General features: G+C 36.8%; 12 protein-coding genes. 4 read left to right on the forward strand and 8 right to left on the reverse strand.

All coding sequences use genetic code 11. The features are described from left to right. Positions 1-1,148 (forward strand): putative Ig domain-containing protein (locus MWU82_RS22210; RefSeq protein ID WP_281502461.1); only part of this gene is annotated, 1,148 nt, incomplete at its 5' end. Between the two features lie 342 nt (positions 1,149-1,490). Here MWU82_RS22210 and MWU82_RS22215 read toward each other — a convergent pair. After that, positions 1,491-2,231: a CpsB/CapC family capsule biosynthesis tyrosine phosphatase gene (locus tag MWU82_RS22215; protein WP_247097969.1), complete on the reverse strand. Its 741-nt coding sequence runs from the start codon at positions 2,229-2,231 to the stop codon at positions 1,491-1,493. 130 nt (positions 2,232-2,361) lie between these two features. Further along, on the reverse strand, positions 2,362-3,102 hold the full coding sequence (locus MWU82_RS22220) for a CpsB/CapC family capsule biosynthesis tyrosine phosphatase (RefSeq protein ID WP_215946964.1): 741 nt from the start codon (positions 3,100-3,102) through the stop codon (positions 2,362-2,364). 414 nt (positions 3,103-3,516) lie between these two features. On the opposite strand from MWU82_RS22220, the gene MWU82_RS22225 reads away from it, so the two are divergent. Further along, positions 3,517-4,827 (forward strand): phosphoribosylamine--glycine ligase, encoded by a 1,311-nt coding sequence (locus tag MWU82_RS22225; RefSeq protein WP_247097970.1) that lies wholly within the window; start codon positions 3,517-3,519, stop codon positions 4,825-4,827. A 35-nt stretch (positions 4,828-4,862) separates the two neighbouring features. Next, positions 4,863-5,324 carry a GNAT family N-acetyltransferase gene (locus MWU82_RS22230; RefSeq protein WP_215946965.1) on the forward strand — a complete coding sequence of 154 codons (462 nt, stop codon included), beginning with the start codon at positions 4,863-4,865 and terminating at the stop codon, positions 5,322-5,324. Between the two features lie 52 nt (positions 5,325-5,376). Here the strand turns inward: MWU82_RS22230 and MWU82_RS22235 are convergent, their stop codons facing one another. Together MWU82_RS22235 and MWU82_RS22240 are read right to left on the reverse strand one after the other, a co-directional pair. Beyond that, positions 5,377-6,645 carry an MFS transporter gene (locus MWU82_RS22235; protein WP_247097971.1) on the reverse strand — a complete coding sequence of 423 codons (1,269 nt, stop codon included), beginning with the start codon at positions 6,643-6,645 and terminating at the stop codon, positions 5,377-5,379. Positions 6,646-6,749: 104 nt separating this feature from the next. Next, complete coding sequence (locus tag MWU82_RS22240; RefSeq protein WP_215946967.1) at positions 6,750-7,328, reverse strand: alkylphosphonate utilization protein; 579 nt, start codon at positions 7,326-7,328, stop codon at positions 6,750-6,752. Positions 7,329-7,531: 203 nt separating this feature from the next. Between MWU82_RS22240 and MWU82_RS22245 the strand changes: the two genes are divergently transcribed. Next, the gene (locus MWU82_RS22245; protein ID WP_247097972.1) at positions 7,532-7,936 is read left to right on the forward strand and encodes a pyruvate kinase; all 405 of its coding nucleotides are present in this window, start codon (positions 7,532-7,534) and stop codon (positions 7,934-7,936) included. Between the two features lie 126 nt (positions 7,937-8,062). On the opposite strand, the gene MWU82_RS22250 is transcribed toward MWU82_RS22245, so the two are convergent. The 4 genes from MWU82_RS22250 to MWU82_RS22265 form a co-directional block, all read right to left on the reverse strand. After that, positions 8,063-10,294 carry a TonB-dependent receptor gene (locus MWU82_RS22250; protein WP_247097973.1) on the reverse strand — a complete coding sequence of 744 codons (2,232 nt, stop codon included), beginning with the start codon at positions 10,292-10,294 and terminating at the stop codon, positions 8,063-8,065. Positions 10,295-10,453: 159 nt separating this feature from the next. Further along, entirely contained in the window at positions 10,454-10,927 is a 474-nt protein-coding gene (locus MWU82_RS22255) for a hypothetical protein (protein ID WP_247097974.1), read from the reverse strand. A gap of 1 nt (position 10,928) precedes the next feature. Further along, positions 10,929-15,080 carry an amino acid adenylation domain-containing protein gene (locus MWU82_RS22260; protein WP_247097975.1) on the reverse strand — a complete coding sequence of 1,384 codons (4,152 nt, stop codon included), beginning with the start codon at positions 15,078-15,080 and terminating at the stop codon, positions 10,929-10,931. A 17-nt stretch (positions 15,081-15,097) separates the two neighbouring features. Then, on the reverse strand, positions 15,098-15,334 hold the full coding sequence (locus tag MWU82_RS22265; RefSeq protein ID WP_247097976.1) for a phosphopantetheine-binding protein: 237 nt from the start codon (positions 15,332-15,334) through the stop codon (positions 15,098-15,100). Positions 15,335-15,481 lie beyond the last annotated feature (147 nt).

The following is a 15,481-nucleotide window of genomic DNA, read 5'->3' on the forward strand; positions in this document are numbered from 1 at the left end:
CCTTTACCTGGAACGTAACTGTGGATCCTGTTAATCAGGCACCAGTGGTCACTAATCCAGGTGTGCAGAATGATATAGAGGGTGCGGTGATCTCGCTACAGGTTTCGGCCACTGATCCGGAGGACGATGGCATGAGCTATTCTGCCACTGGACTCCCTATCGGCCTTAGTATAGATAACGCCACCGGACTTCTCAGTGGCACCATCGCTACCGGTTCTGCAGCCAATAGTCCTTATACAGTAGAGGTAACGGTAACGGACGATGGTACTCCTGCGGAGTCTACCACGATCTCCTTTACTTGGAACGTAACGGATGTTCCGGTGAACCAGGCACCAGTGGTCACTAATCCAGGTGTTCAGAACAGTCTTGTAGGCAATACAATTTCCTTGCAAGTTGCGGCCACTGATCCTGAGGACGATAGTATGATCTTTTCTGTAGCCAATCTTCCAACTGGACTATCTATAGATACGTCCACTGGACTTATTAGTGGTACTATTGCCACCGGCGCTGCAGTCAATAGTCCTTACACCGTAGAGGTAACGGTAACAGATGACGGCACTCCAGAAGTGGCAACTATGGTTTCCTTTACTTGGAATGTAACGCTTGGTCCTGTCAACGGGGCTCCAGTAGCCGTTGCAACTGCAAATGTGGAGTCAGGGCCTGCACCTTTAACCGTGAATTTTACGGGAAGTAATTCTATGGACGATGAAGGAGTAACCTCGTATTTATGGGATTTTAAAGATGGAACTCCTACCAGTTCGACGGCCGATCCAATTCATGTTTTTGAAGAACCTGGTATCTACAGGGTTGAATTAACGGTATCCGATGGTTTCTTAACAGATACGGAGTTTGTGACAATAACTGTTACAGAACCAGAGTCAGAGGAAAAAATGAAAGCGGTTATAGCGCCCAATCCAGCAAGAGAAACGGCTAACGTCTTTATAATAAATGCTCCTGATGATCAGATGGTCAATGAAATATATTTACATGATTCTACAGGCAAATTTATTAGTGTCATTTCCAACCCTACATTGGTAGATGATTACTTTGTTGTGCCTATTTATTCTTTGACCGATGGTGTTTATTATATCACTTTGGTTATGGATGGTGATGAACAATTACCAGTGAGGCTCGTTGTGAAAAATTAATAGAATATCATTTTTATTAAAGGGAATAGCCATGTAAATGGCTATTCCCTTTTTTGTTTTGGGAGGGTAAATGCGCCAAGGCTTGTCTCCTTAGTAAATGGTTAGTGTTTGAAAACGTATGCCATTAAAATAATCAGTAGGATTGCCCTTGAGAAATTTTGTATTGATGGGAGAATAAACTTGCAAAACACAAGGGATATTAGAACAGATTTTAATAGGCACATCAGTGGTAGGCAATAATCTGCCTAAGTCGCTCTTACATATCTTAAATGGGCAGAGGATATTTTGTCTGCTCATGGTAAATGCAGTTGTAGAGCAATAGAAAAGAGTAATTATAAGGCTTTAATCAAAATTGATACTTGTGTTTTCAATCAAAGGTAGTAGTTGTGCAAGCCATTTATCCGTAATCTTCATATTCTGCAACATTGCAAGTTGCTGTAAATTGTGAACATCAGAGGCTACGAAATCAATTAATCCCTCGTTCATTAACCTAACGGCCATTTTTTGTACATCCTTGCCGTAATAATCACTTAAAGACAACAGATTCATTTGGAATAGGATGCCCTGTTTTTTATATTTTTTATATTTTGAAAAGTTATTGTGCAAGTACACATAACGTTCTGGATGCGCCAATATGGGAAAAAAACTATGCTCCGCAATTTTTTGTATGGCATCCTTGAAATTTATCGAGGGCTGTAGGTAAGACATTTCTACTAACAAATAATTTTTGTTTATTGGCATTACGGAATCCTTTTCTAGGAGTGGCTCAAAATTAGCATCTATCATATGTTCCGCTGCTACATTCAGAGAGATATCTTTCATGCCTTCACTCAAAAGCTTGTTAAGTACTTTTCCATGTGCAGCATGGATGGTGTCATGATCATTGGGGTAATAATTATGCATGATATGGGGTGTGGCAATAAACTTTTTTACACCAATATCCGAGAACCCTTTTATGAGTTCAATGGATTCTTCTACAGTTTTGGCACCATCATCAATTCCTGGTAGAATGTGATTATGAATGTCTATAAAATTTTCAAGGGAGTCAACTAAGAATTTTTTCTTCTGAAAAAAATAAAACATGAATTTTAATTTCCGGCAAAGGTAGGATAATATTAATTATCATTAATGAATATCCATCATAGCAATTGTGTTTTTAACTACAAAACAGAAGCGATGTCCAGATTATTTTGGACGGTTTTCTTCATGAAATTTAATAGAAGGTTTCCACGTTCCTATTTAGGATAGGAACTAGCCTATTTAAGGTACTATTGCTAAGTTTTATATTTTTGAGCAATTCCAATTGTTGTACATTGTGTATATCCGTACCAGCAAAGTCTATATAATTGTCCAACAGAAGCTTTTCTGCAATTTTGGATACTTGCTTTCCATAATAGTTACTAAGTGAAAGTAAATTTAATTGTAGAGAAATCCCTTTGGATTTAAAGTCTTGATATTTTTTGTAGTTGCTATGTAGAAAAAAGTAGCGCTCTGGATGGGCCAATATTGGATAATAGCCCTTTGTTGCTATTTTAAAAGTGGCTTGGTCAAAGTTGATAGGGGTTTGTACAAAGGGCATTTCTATCAGCAAATATTTATTGCGAATCGGGGCCATAAGTTTTTGGTCCAATAAATTCTCGAAATTTGAATCTATCATATATTCTGAGGATGATTCCAAGGCAATATGCTTTAAACCTAAGTGCAATAATTGATTTTGTACCTTGTTGTGTGCGGTATGTATGCTTTCGGCTGTATTAGGATAGTAATTTTGATTTACATGGGGAGTGGTTATCATATGTGTAATGCCAATTTCATTAAAGCCCTTTATTATATCCATAGAGTCCGAAATATCTTTAGCCCCATCATCTATTCCAGGTAGAATATGACTATGGATATCTACGAATTGTCCTAGATAGTCTACCAGAAAGTTTTTCTTATTTAATATTTGGAACATCTATATTATTTGATATTTATGAAGTATATCAATAGGCTAAAGACAGGTGTTGGTCAAAACCAACTTATGGTCTTTGTACGACACATATGGGTTTAAAGTTGACTATAATTTTCTGCCCTTTATTTTTATTAGATATTTAATTTTCACATATATTTGTTTCAAATTTATTCACTATTGGGCACTAGCTTGGTATATTGAAACCTACACTCCAATTCGGGCATACCATGGTTATGCTATACGGTCCTAAACATTGGACGCCGAATTACATTAACGAATATTTATTAAAATTGTTTTGTTTTAGAAGGGAAATAGCTGGTTTTCAGTCTATTTTGCATTTAAAAACTTTACTTTGTGCAAAGTAGTCTCAAATAAATTTGGTAACTAATTCTTAAAAAAATAATATATCTCAATAAATTGAAAAAAGAGAAATTAAAAAATCAAATAGAAATTAAACGAAATTTCTTGATTGTTTCCCGTTGGGGAGAAACCTTGGATATGGCGGTAGCCATACAAAGCGAAGGCCATGAGGTTAAAATGTACATTGAGGATAAACCCTCCAGGGAAATTGGATACGGCTTTGTTCAAAAGGTAAAAGATTGGAAAAGCCAGATCGATTGGGCCGATGTTCTAATTTTTGACTACACTGGATATGGTAAAATATGTTCAGAATTAAGGGCACAGGGTAAATTGGTAGTGGGAGGTACGGAATATTCCGATCTTTTGGAATTGGACCGTAATTTTGGACAGGCAGAATTAAAGAAACACGGTATAAAAATATTGCCATCCAAGGAGTTTTTTAACTTTCAGGATGCCATCGACTATGTTAAAGCCAACCCCAATGCCTATGTAATAAAACCATCTGGCGAAACCCAAGAATACAAACAATTGTTATTTGTGGGTAGTGATGATGAAGGGTTGGATGTAATTCGGGTTTTAAAGGCTTATGAGAAATCGTGGGGCAATGATTTTGGCAATTTTCAATTGCAGCGCAAGGTAAAAGGGGTGGAGGTCTCCGCTTCTGCCTATTTTAACGGGAAGGAATTTATATATCCTATAAATATTACTTTTGAGCATAAGAAACTTTTTCCAAAAGAATTGGGCGTGTCCACAGGGGAGATGGGATCCAGTATGTTCTGGACCAAGGATTCACCTATTTTTGAGGCGACCTTGAAAAAGTTTGAAAGTTCCTTGGCCAAGGGTGGTTTTATTGGTCAATTGGATATTAATTGTATTGTAAACGGCAATGGAATCTATCCTTTGGAATTCACTTCCAGATTTGGATACCCGCAGATATTCATTCAACGTGCCGGAATTTTGGAGCCTCTGGGAAACATGTTTTATAAGTTGGCCTCTGGAGAGAATTTTAGGATCAATGTTAGAAAAGGATTTCAGGTTGGGGCTTATATGGTTGTGCCCCCTTTTCCCTTCGAGGATAAAAAGACCTTTGAACTATTCTCCAAAGATTCTGTCATCGTATTCAAAAAGGATATGAAAGATGGGATACATCCCATGCATCTCAAGAAAATTAATGATGAATGGCTGATTACCGGAAATACAGGTATTGCTTTATTGGTCACCGGAACCGGACTCACTATGAAAGATGCTCAAAAAATGATGCAGAATAGGATAAGTAATATTATTATTAATAATGTTTACTACAGAACCGATATTGGTGATAGGTGGTCAGATGATTTTGACCGCTTGTGGTCTTGGGGATTGTTATAGGAACAGCCGGCAGTAGTAGGAGTATAGAGCTAAATATGGAATTCATTAATTTAGGACTGGAAGGGCGTAATTTTTTTAAAATTCTTCCAGTAGATTGGCAAAATGTAATTGAATCTGTTTGGGACGATTACAAGAATAATGCAACTGTCTATGTATTTAAGGATGCCCTGGACATAACCGCAGGTGGAATTGTATTTAGGACCGCACCTCCAAATATGACCGATTTTGAAATAGAGGAGTGGCAAAAGTATGTGACCGCCAATTTTCATTATATTGGTTTTTTATTTGTTGACCCCAGATATCGTGATCAATCGTTGGGTTCAAAATGGCTTTCTGCCCTAAAGGAGCAATTTCCCGATCAATCTTATTGGCTTACGATAGAGGAGGAGGGATTAAGGTCCTTCTATGAGAAAAATGGATTTAAATGTGTTTCTAAAAGTAGGGATAATGATAATCCGGAATGGATTTTAATATATCAACCTGAAAATGACAATTAGTATTACTTCCTTTTAGAGAAAAATCATTCTGGGAGAATAGTTGTAAGTTTTATTAAACATCCCTTTCGTGTTCTTCCAAATCTTTCCTGAGATCCAGTTTTCTAAAAGTAGGGGAGATGGCACCAGTGAATATTACCGTAATTAAGGTCATACAACCGCCAAAAACGACTGCGGTGACCGTTCCCATCAACTTGGCCGTTAGTCCACTTTCAAATGCTCCAAGCTCATTGGAGGATCCAACGAACATGGAATTTACTGAAGCTACCCTACCGCGCATATGATCTGGCGTCCTTAATTGTAAGATAGTTTGTCTAATGATCATAGAAATTCCATCGGTAACACCACTAAAAAAAAGTGCGATTACGGAAATCCAAAACGAAGTGGAAAGTCCAAAGACAATTATACAAAGGCCAAAACCAAAAATAGATCCCAGAAGTTTTAAACCTGCGTGTTTATTTAAAGGAAAATAGGCGGAGGTAAACATGATTATCAAAGCTCCAACCGCTGGGGCAGCGCGTAAAATTCCAAATCCTTCCGGACCCACTTTAAGTATATCCTGGGCATATATAGGCAATAGGGCTATTGCTCCACCAAAAAGTACGGCAACCATATCCAGGGTAATAGCTCCCAAAATAATTTTGGTCCCAAATACAAATTTCACGCCTTCTTTTAAACTTTGTATTACAGGTTCCCCAATATTAGGGTTTAAAATGGGTTTCTTTTTAATTTTGGTTAAGATAAGGAGAGCCATTAAAGAAAAGGCAAAAATCAGGCACATGGACCAATGTACCCCGATTAAATTTATGCTAAATCCGGCCAAGGCAGGGCCCAGAACAGCTGCCATCTGCCAAACGGAACTACTCCATGTGGCGGCATTGGGATATACTTTTTTTGGGACGATCAATGCAAATAGGGAAAATATAGTCGGCCCTAAAAATGCCCTTACAATACCACCTAGAAATACTAAAAAATAAATGGAATACAAAATGGTGTTTTTAGACCAATCCTGTACTATTTTGGGCCAAGTGAGCAAAAACAGTCCCAAGCTTATTATAGAAAAACCTAAAATACATTTTAAGAGCAGTCCCTTTTTTTCCTTTTGATCAACAATATGACCGGCAAACAAAGCCAATGATACCGCTGGAATGACCTCCATAAGTCCGATCATCCCCAAAGAAAGTGGATTTTTGGTTAAAGAATATACTTCCCATTCTATAACCACAAATTGCATGGACCATGCAAAAACCATGGCAAAACGGACCAACAAAAAAACGTTGAATTCCTTATATCTCAGTGCAGCATAGGGGTCTCTATTTGCCATGGACTATTTATATTAGCCTAGATCTTAAAGTATATTCCTACGTTCTACTATAAGGGATAATATTGCGAACTAGGATTCACAATTCATCTATAGGTAAACAGGAACTATATTTTCTTAACAAATTTTGTTAGGATAACAATTTGTTGGCCATCTACTTTACCTTCTATGTATTCCGCATTATCATGATCAAGTGAAACACGCCTTACAGCGGTACCTCTTTTAGCTACCATACTGGATCCTTTTACCGGTAGGTCCTTGATAAGGACAACACTATCGCCTGCTTCAATAACGGCACCATTACTGTCGCGATGTATTATTTGATTCTCTGCAGGGGCACCTTCACCAGTAGCTTTTGCCCATTCCAATGCGTCATCCTCCAAATAAAACATATCCAATAAATCCTGTGGCCATCCTTCCTTTCTTAACCTGCTCAACATACGCCAGGCCATTACCTTTACTGGTGTATGCTCACTCCACATACTATCATTTAAACAGCGCCAATGATTTGGATCTGTGTTATCAGGATTTTCAATTTGATCCCTACAGATTTCACAAATTAATAGATTGGCTTCCAAACCTCCATTTTTTGGCGGTTGAACTTCAAAAACACTTAATTTTTCCGTACTGGTACATAACTCACATTGGTGATTGCTTCTTTTGCCCAATTCCCTTTCAATATTCATTATAATAGATTTTATAGGGACAAATGTAAACGAATTGAATAAATGGTCGCTATGGAAATGTAAAAAATGGACTGAAGGATTTAGGTAAAAGCCAAATTAAGGAACTATTTCCAATCATTGTTTTTATTGGGCATTGTTTATAAGTTATGGTTGCTATAGTTTATTTAAGAGGGATAGACCCTTATTTTTGTTTCCTTTTTAAAATGGAAGACTTAAAAGTAGGGGATAAATTATATAACGTAGGCCAAAACGGATTTGGCGATTTTTACAGGTATTCTTTTTCAGAAGTGGTTCGCCTTACCAAGACTTTGGCAGTATTGGAAAATGGCGTAAGATTAAGAAATAAACCCGTAAGGTCTTTGATCAACGACGAGATTGGTTATGCGCTTGCCAAAAACAGATGGGTATATTGGCATATAGTATCCGATGAGATTTTGCGTAAAGCAAAAAAGGAGAATGAAATGATTGCCATACACGACTGGTTTAGGGATCGTTCCTTTAATTTTTTAGAAAAAACAATGATCTATAATATATTTAAGGAAAAGGGAATTTTGAAAGGTTCGGAAAAACCTTCTAAAGTAAACATAGAACTTATAAAGAAAGGATAGGCCCGTCGTCATGGAAGTCTTAAATCCTTGTCGGGTATTTCCATTTATACAGGTTGGGCCTATAATCTTTATATAAGTTATCAATTCCTCGCTTCATATCATGTGCTCAAGTAAATTGTAATAAATCTAGAAATTTACCGATAATTTTCCTCTGAGATAGAATGGACTTCCTGGAGTAAAATGAATTTCTTCCAAGGAAGAGTCTTCATTTTGCAATCTACTTTCTGTTGCAAATTGCGTTTCGTTCCATTCAGTGTCAAATAAATTCTCAACAATTAAACCCAAAGTCCAATTCTTAAAAGTGTAATTAATGTTCATATCAGTTACAGTATAACCTTTAGCTACAATAGAATTGTCTTCATTGGCAGGTCTATTTTTTATCAACCTATAGTTAAGGCCTCCTGAAAAATTATATAAATCCCTAAATGCGATCCCTCCAGATGAAGTTAAATCTGGTGATAGTGGAATATAATCCGCTCCTTTTGGCTCTTCAGTGCTCCTCGCATAAGTGTAATTGACATCACCGTTGAGGTATAGCCAATCCGTTAGTTGGTAACGCAATCCAAAATCCACTCCAAAGCGTTTTGTCTTTCCACTGGGCTCTACTATTCCCGCATCTCCAACATACACAAATTCTTGTTGCAAAAATAGAGTCCAAAGTGCGGCTTTCAACATAAACCTGTCCATTGGTTTTATAATAGCCCCAAGGTCGGCAGAATATGCAGCAGGTAGTATTTCCTTTCCACTATTTGCTGTTACCACCCTAGTGTCATTTGAGTGAAAACCAATTCCTGATTTTCCGAACAACTGTAGTCCTTCTGATGCGGCGTAAATAATGTTTAATTTGGGGCCCAAAAACAGTTTGTTCTCACTTTTGTTGTCATAGGTTTCAGATAATAAATTTTCATAATCGAACTTAAAATAATCTAATCTGAGCCCTGGGTTTATGGTCCATTTGTTCTTTTTATAGGTTAGGTTAATAAAACTGTAACCATTAAATTCGTCCGTATTTCCGTATGCCAGTCTTTCCAGAATTTCTTGTCTGTTTTTGGTCCGGGATAGCTGTACATTGTTTACGTCATCATATCTAAAACCTATGCCGGTTTCGTATTTTAATTGGGAATCGTGATCACCAACATGTATGGAATGCTCATATTTGGTTTCTGCCCCAATGATTGTTCTGTCTTCCTTTTGATGAATTTGATCCCCATTTATAGGGTCTTCCAGGAAAAACGTGAAATTTGAAAATAATTCAAAATCGTATTTTGATATATAGGCTTTGGAGGTTATATTGTTATGTTCATTGATTAGTTTTTTGTGGTTTATTAAAAAGTTGGATCTACTTGTATTTCCCCCCTCGGTATCATCAATAGCCCCAAATCTACCTATGATACCTTGGTCAACCGCACGTTGTGGTATTTGTCCGGAAGCATCCCATTTACTTTGAAAATGTGTCATTGTAAGGCTTAATTCCTGGTTTTCCCTGTTATTAAAATTATAACGACCCATCATGTTAATACGGTTGAAATTTTGTGGGGAATCAAAGGCGCCATCCGAAAGTACTAATTCTGAAGCCACATAACTGCTGCTGAATTCGCTTTCTAAAATTTTGAACATGCCCATGGTGCGAATTGTATTGAACATACCTGTCTCCACTGACAAAAGGTTGTTTTCCAGTCTTTTTTTTGTTTGGATGTCAACATAGCCGGCAGTATTGAAATTACCCTGATGGGCGTAATATGCCCCTTTACCAAAATCAATATTATCTATTGTTTCTGGAATTATAAAGTGCATATCTGCATACCCTTGGCCATGAGCGTGGGAAACCATATTTACAGGAAGTCCATCTACATTGATGCTAATATCCGTACCATGATCAATATCAAAACCTCTTAGAAATATCTGCTCGGCCTTGCCACCGCCGGCATGCTGGCCAATGATGAGACCTGGTATTTTTCGTAATATTTCTTGTGATGATCTTACGGGGTCTGCCTTTACATCTACATTTACAAATTGACTCAATGCATTAACCTTGGATACTAAAATTACTTGATCCAGGGATACAGCTGATTCTTTAAGAACAACACTAACGGAGCTATCCAATTGATTTTCAGTTATTGTTATTTGATGGTTTTGATAACCCAGACTATAAAAATAGATAATGTCACCAATCGATATGTCGTCCAATTCAAAATACCCCGATACATTGGAATAAGTGTACCCACCGGTAGTTTTGTTATAAACACCTACGCCATCTAAAGGTACATTATCCTCTGAGACTATAGATCCATTAAGTTCATGAGCCCTTAAACCTTCAAACAGAAATAAGAATATAAAAAATAGTATAAAATTTTTCATAGCTTTTTATTTTGATTATAATTTTTGTTTTAAACCAAGTTTACAATGGTTGATACCACCTTGGATTTATGGGTAGTTAATCCAAATAAAGACCATGTGCTATAGGTATTCAATAAGCCTTTGAAAATAAATTCAAAATATTGGGAAGTTTATGAAATTCTATGAGCCTTGGCCCATATTCTTCAAGGGAGGTTTAACCGATTTTAGGAAAAAACCCATAAGGGTTTTTTTTCTGGTCATGTTATAATTACTATCAGTTTCAATAACTATAATTTTAGATTTTATATTCCAATTAGGAATAAGGTGTTTGTCCACTTTAATGGTGGGCAAGAATGAATTTCGAGAGTGATTTTCTTCATTTGATGTGTAGAAAAAGGAGTTCATAAAATCTAGAAATACATGCTCGTGAAGACTTTTTTCAGTAATATGCTGATGGTTAACATGCATCTGATGATATGCCGAGGCAGTTTGATGTGGGATTACAAAATTGGACATATCCAATCCATGTGAAATTTTATGAAAAACGGTATTGATTTGTTGATGTAATGGATTCAGTAAATAGCAAATGCCCATTAAAATGGCCAAGTATTTAATTATAGACGGCTTTAAGCCTTTTTTGAACCCATTTTGCATACTATTCTTCCATAAGAGTTAATAAGGTTTCCTCAATATATTTGGCGTATTCCGCAATGGTGGGGAGTTCAAAGATTTTGTTCAATGGAAAATTCATTTCAACCTCTTCATTTATACGGGCCGTAACTCTAATGGCAGCCAATGAATGTCCTCCCAGAGCAATGAAATTATCATGCATACCTATTTTATCCAAAAGAAGAACTTCTCTCCAAATTTGTTCCAATAATATTTCTATTTCATTATTTGGTTCCGCATAAGGCGTATCCATTTGGAGTTGAACTATGTTAAGGCTGCGCAATGCTTTCTTATCTACTTTTCCATTGCTGGTTAAAGGTAGTGTTTCCAGATATTTAAATGTATTGGGCAACATATAACTAGGAAGTCTCTTCGAGAGATGCTGTATCAATTCTTGGTGGGGAATTTTTGTTTTTGCAGTATAATAACCAACAAGTTGGGGACGTATTTTATCGTTGTAATTGGTTTCAACATATCCTATTTCCCCCATAATACGTTTTACTTCATTCTCGTCGATATATTCATTAATTTCTTCCAAAGTTTCAGCTCTGGTCTTATGCCCCAAGCGTACATCCCAACTATATGGAAAAGAATAATTACTATAACCCTTTTGTTTCTTATGGACATAGATGCCCAATTGGTTGATTAAACAATTGGTAGATCTGCCAGTATCGGTTGGTCTTACCCATCCAACTTTTTCCTTAAGATATACGAGCATTTCTTCCAGACTAACATCGCTATACCTATAAAAATCAACAAATTGGACTTTATCAAATGTCTCCTCATTCTTAAACATGGAAACATCCAATAATTGATTTACTGCATCGTTCTCTTGATGATACAATTTACGTGCCTCCAATATGGTTCGGTCTATTGTATTGGTGTCGACATTATCGTTCCAAAAAAGTTCTTCAGTTAATCGTGTCTCAAAAAATTGGCCCCTAGAAAGCCCTGTAACCACGAATGGAATTTTCTTGTCAAGTGCAACCTTTGTGCTTAATGTATATATGGTTTTGAAACAACCATTACAGACGTTTTGATGTCTTTCCAAGCTGTCTACAAAAATTTTGTTCATATGCACGGTACTTCCATAAACATGGTCAACACCAAGTTTTTTTACAATTTTGTCTACGTTTGCCTTGGCTTGATCGGATATGTAGCCATTATCCAAAGTGAATGCCAATACTTTAAGGCCCATGTTGATGAGTCTGGCCAGAACATAGGTACTGTCTTTCCCACCGCTAAGAAGCGATAAACAGTCATAAGTTGTAGTTGATCCCTTCGTGGAAAGAAGCAATTGCTGCAACTCCTCTTCTGTTTTAAAATATTTATCCGTTTTTTCTTTATATCCTTTAAATGCATTGCAAAGGTGGCAGACCCCTTTTTCGTCGAAATCAATTTTGGGATAGTTACTTGGCAGACCACATTCCGTACAGTTTATTACCTCATTTTCTGCAATTCTTTGTTGTCCATCTAAAAGGACTACCGAGGCATTATCTATATGGGTATGTTCCAGTAAATTGGCTTCTATGTCTGCTAATTCTATTCTGAAACCATTTAATTTTACTTGCTCGTCATTACGACCAAGATATTCCATTTCACTTTGGTTATTTATTCTGACCAGATCCCCGGTCCGGTACATTTTACTTCCGTGCCTGAAAGGATCATTTATAAATTTTTGTTTAGTGAGCTCTTGTAAATTGGCATATCCTTCAGCAAGACTATCCCCACCAAGGAAAAGTTCGCCAACAACACCTTTAGGTACCAAATTCTTATTAATATCCAGAATATAGGCATTCATGTTGTCAATAACCTTTCCTATGGGAACGGAAACATCTTGATGTTGTTCTGGATTGAATTTGCAGACTATGCAGCCTACAGTGGCCTCAGTTGGTCCATATTCATTAAAAATAGTTACATCCTTGCCCATATATTCATAGATGCTTTTAGCTATGCCCACCTTGAGATCTTCCCCACCAACGATCATGGTCTTTATTTTTGAACCCTCCAGGTTACGGACCTGCATTAGTGAAATATGCGCCGGAGTAATCTTTATTGAATTTACCTTGTTTTCATCAAGGACCTGAATCAAGGAAATATCTGGACCCAACATTCCTTCACGGTACACTACGACCTTGCCTCCGTTCATCAGAGGTAAAAAGGTTGCGGATATGGTAAGGTCAAAACCTATGGAAGTAAATAGAGGAAAAACTGAATTTGTATCTATATTATAAAAAGTCGAGGCCCATTGCAGATAGTTGTTCAAAGCCTTGTGCGAAACCATAACGCCTTTGGGCATACCGGTAGATCCCGAAGTATATAAGTAATAAGCAATACAGGACCTATTTAATTTATACCCAATGGAGGTTATTGGTTCAGAACTAATCTTTTCCCTTTCCTCTAATAAGTCCAATATTTTTGTATTCGCCGCAATATTTTTCTTAAGGGCTTTTTCCGTTATAACCAAAACGCACTCAGAGCTGGAAATCACAAATTTTATTCTACCTTCTGGTTGATCTGCGGGTATAGGAATAAATGTTGCTCCAATTTTCATTAAGGCCAACGTACTAATGATGTAATCTGGACTTCTATATAGGTGTAGAGCTACTTTTTCACTCTCCTTTATACCATTTTTGATCAGAAAATGCGCCAACTGATTGGCTCTGTTGTTTAGATCCAGATAACTCATCAAATCTTCACCATTCTCCAGAGCAATTTTCTCGGGATTATTGCGAACGGTTTTTTCGAACTGCTCTAAAAAGGTCCCTTTATAAAGATCAGTTTCGCTCGTTTTCATATCCCCTAATAATTGGGTCTTTTCATTTTGGGTAATCAAAGGAGGAGCACAAATAGGTTGATCTAAATTTGTTAAGAGGCCATCCAAGAGATTTAAAAAATGATGTGGTACCAATTCCGCCAGGCTGTCATCGAAAACCTCCTGGTTAAGATCGAACAAGATCTCCAATTCGCCCTTACCATTGAAGTCAATAATATGACATCTCAATTGGTGTAAGGGGTCACAATGATTTGGGTGTATCCATTCCACATTTGTAGGAAAGCCATTAAAACCTGGAAAAACCGTATTAATGTAATTTAGGACAGCATTGAAACCTCTACTCACCTCTGCAGAAGAAGAACTAATTTGAGCATTTCTCAGAAATTCGTTCATCTCCAACTTCATTTTTTCAATGGCCGTGGCAAAGGTGTCTTCTTCATTTAACTCCAATGACATAGGAAAAAGCTCTACAAATAATCCAGGGGTAAATTTAAAATCTCTAGAGATGCGATTATGTATGGGAGAACCTACCAAAATTTTTGATTGACCGCTGATTCGGTACAGATATATATGAATGAGGGTAGAGAATAGAGTAAAAAGTCCCATATCAGTGGTCAATGAGCCCACATTTGGGTTTCGGGTCAATTCCTTGAGCTTTTGGGTGCGTTGTTTACCCAAACCTATTTGTACTCTCTTTGCTTGTGTAGTTATTACCTTTTGTTTTGATCCATAAAAATGTGGTAGCGAAGCGAAATTTTTAACTTTTTTCTTCCAATAATTGGATTGTTTGATGTGATTGGGGTCACTTCTTTTTTCGGCTTCGAATTCAATAAAATTTTTATAAGCGGCAGGAAAAGGTGCGTTTGCCACATTTTTGTCCTGAACGCCTTTATAAAGATCGCCCATTAAATTAAAAATAAGTACTGCGGTAGTGGCGTCGGTAATTAAGTGATGTAGGTTTAGGTACCAGATATATTTTTCTTCATCTATCTTTAGGATGGCTGTGTCAAATAATGGTTGGGAAAAATCAAAATTAATTTCACTTTTTTTCTTAAGCCATTCTTTAACCGAAGGTCCGTTAGGATTCCGGGTAAAATCTAGTTTTTCTAACTGGAATGAAAATTCGGTCAGTACTTTCTGGGCGACCGTTCCGTTTTCTTCATAAAAAATAGTGCGTAATATTTGGGTTCGATCAATTAACGCTTGCATAGCAAGTTCAAAATCCCTTTCTGAAATATTTCCATTAATTTCAAATGCATACGGAACATTATATAAAGGAACATTGGGATTCATTTTTTGCCCCATCCAAATAAGTTCTTGGCTTTGCGTTAATGGATGGCTGTAAAGGTATTTAGTTTGCATAATCTATCCTTTTTATTTTAGAAGCTATCACGGGATAAGTAAGCAACTATTCTGTTAACCGTGCTAAAATTTTCTGCCGTTAAATCTTGATAAGGAATCTTTTTTTGGCTTTCATTTTCTATAAAACTAATAAGTCGCATGATGCCTAAGGAATCTATTATACCCGAATCGAACAACATTTCGTCACCATTGAAATCCTCAAGCTTTTTATTGGAAATTTCGCTCTTGATAAATTGAATTATGGATTCTTTCATTTTTTTGGAAGGTTTATTGTTGACTGGTAATGACAAATCCGTCTGTCCATAAGCACAGGCTTTAATCATAGTTATGCAACTGGCTAAACAATTGATTTAGTACTCGTTAGATCTATTTGGGCCAGAAATAAGTTTATATTATGTAAA

Origin of the sequence: Arenibacter sp. S6351L (assembly GCF_023016025.1) — a bacterium.
Classification (GTDB): domain Bacteria; phylum Bacteroidota; class Bacteroidia; order Flavobacteriales; family Flavobacteriaceae; genus Arenibacter; species Arenibacter algicola_B.

Bases quoted from the DNA above. Each gene is read 5' to 3' on its own strand.
- MWU82_RS22215 (WP_247097969.1), bottom strand. From the start codon at position 2,231: ATGTTTTATTTTTTTCAGAAGAAAAAATTCTTAGTTGACTCCCTTGAA.
- MWU82_RS22220 (WP_215946964.1), bottom strand. From the start codon at position 3,102: ATGTTCCAAATATTAAATAAGAAAAACTTTCTGGTAGACTATCTAGGA.
- MWU82_RS22230 (WP_215946965.1), top strand. From the start codon at position 4,863: ATGGAATTCATTAATTTAGGACTGGAAGGGCGTAATTTTTTTAAAATT.
- MWU82_RS22235 (WP_247097971.1), bottom strand. From the start codon at position 6,645: ATGGCAAATAGAGACCCCTATGCTGCACTGAGATATAAGGAATTCAAC.
- MWU82_RS22240 (WP_215946967.1), bottom strand. From the start codon at position 7,328: ATGAATATTGAAAGGGAATTGGGCAAAAGAAGCAATCACCAATGTGAG.
- MWU82_RS22245 (WP_247097972.1), top strand. From the start codon at position 7,532: ATGGAAGACTTAAAAGTAGGGGATAAATTATATAACGTAGGCCAAAAC.
- MWU82_RS22250 (WP_247097973.1), bottom strand. From the start codon at position 10,294: ATGAAAAATTTTATACTATTTTTTATATTCTTATTTCTGTTTGAAGGT.
- MWU82_RS22255 (WP_247097974.1), bottom strand. From the start codon at position 10,927: ATGCAAAATGGGTTCAAAAAAGGCTTAAAGCCGTCTATAATTAAATAC.
- MWU82_RS22260 (WP_247097975.1), bottom strand. From the start codon at position 15,080: ATGCAAACTAAATACCTTTACAGCCATCCATTAACGCAAAGCCAAGAA.
- MWU82_RS22265 (WP_247097976.1), bottom strand. From the start codon at position 15,334: ATGAAAGAATCCATAATTCAATTTATCAAGAGCGAAATTTCCAATAAA.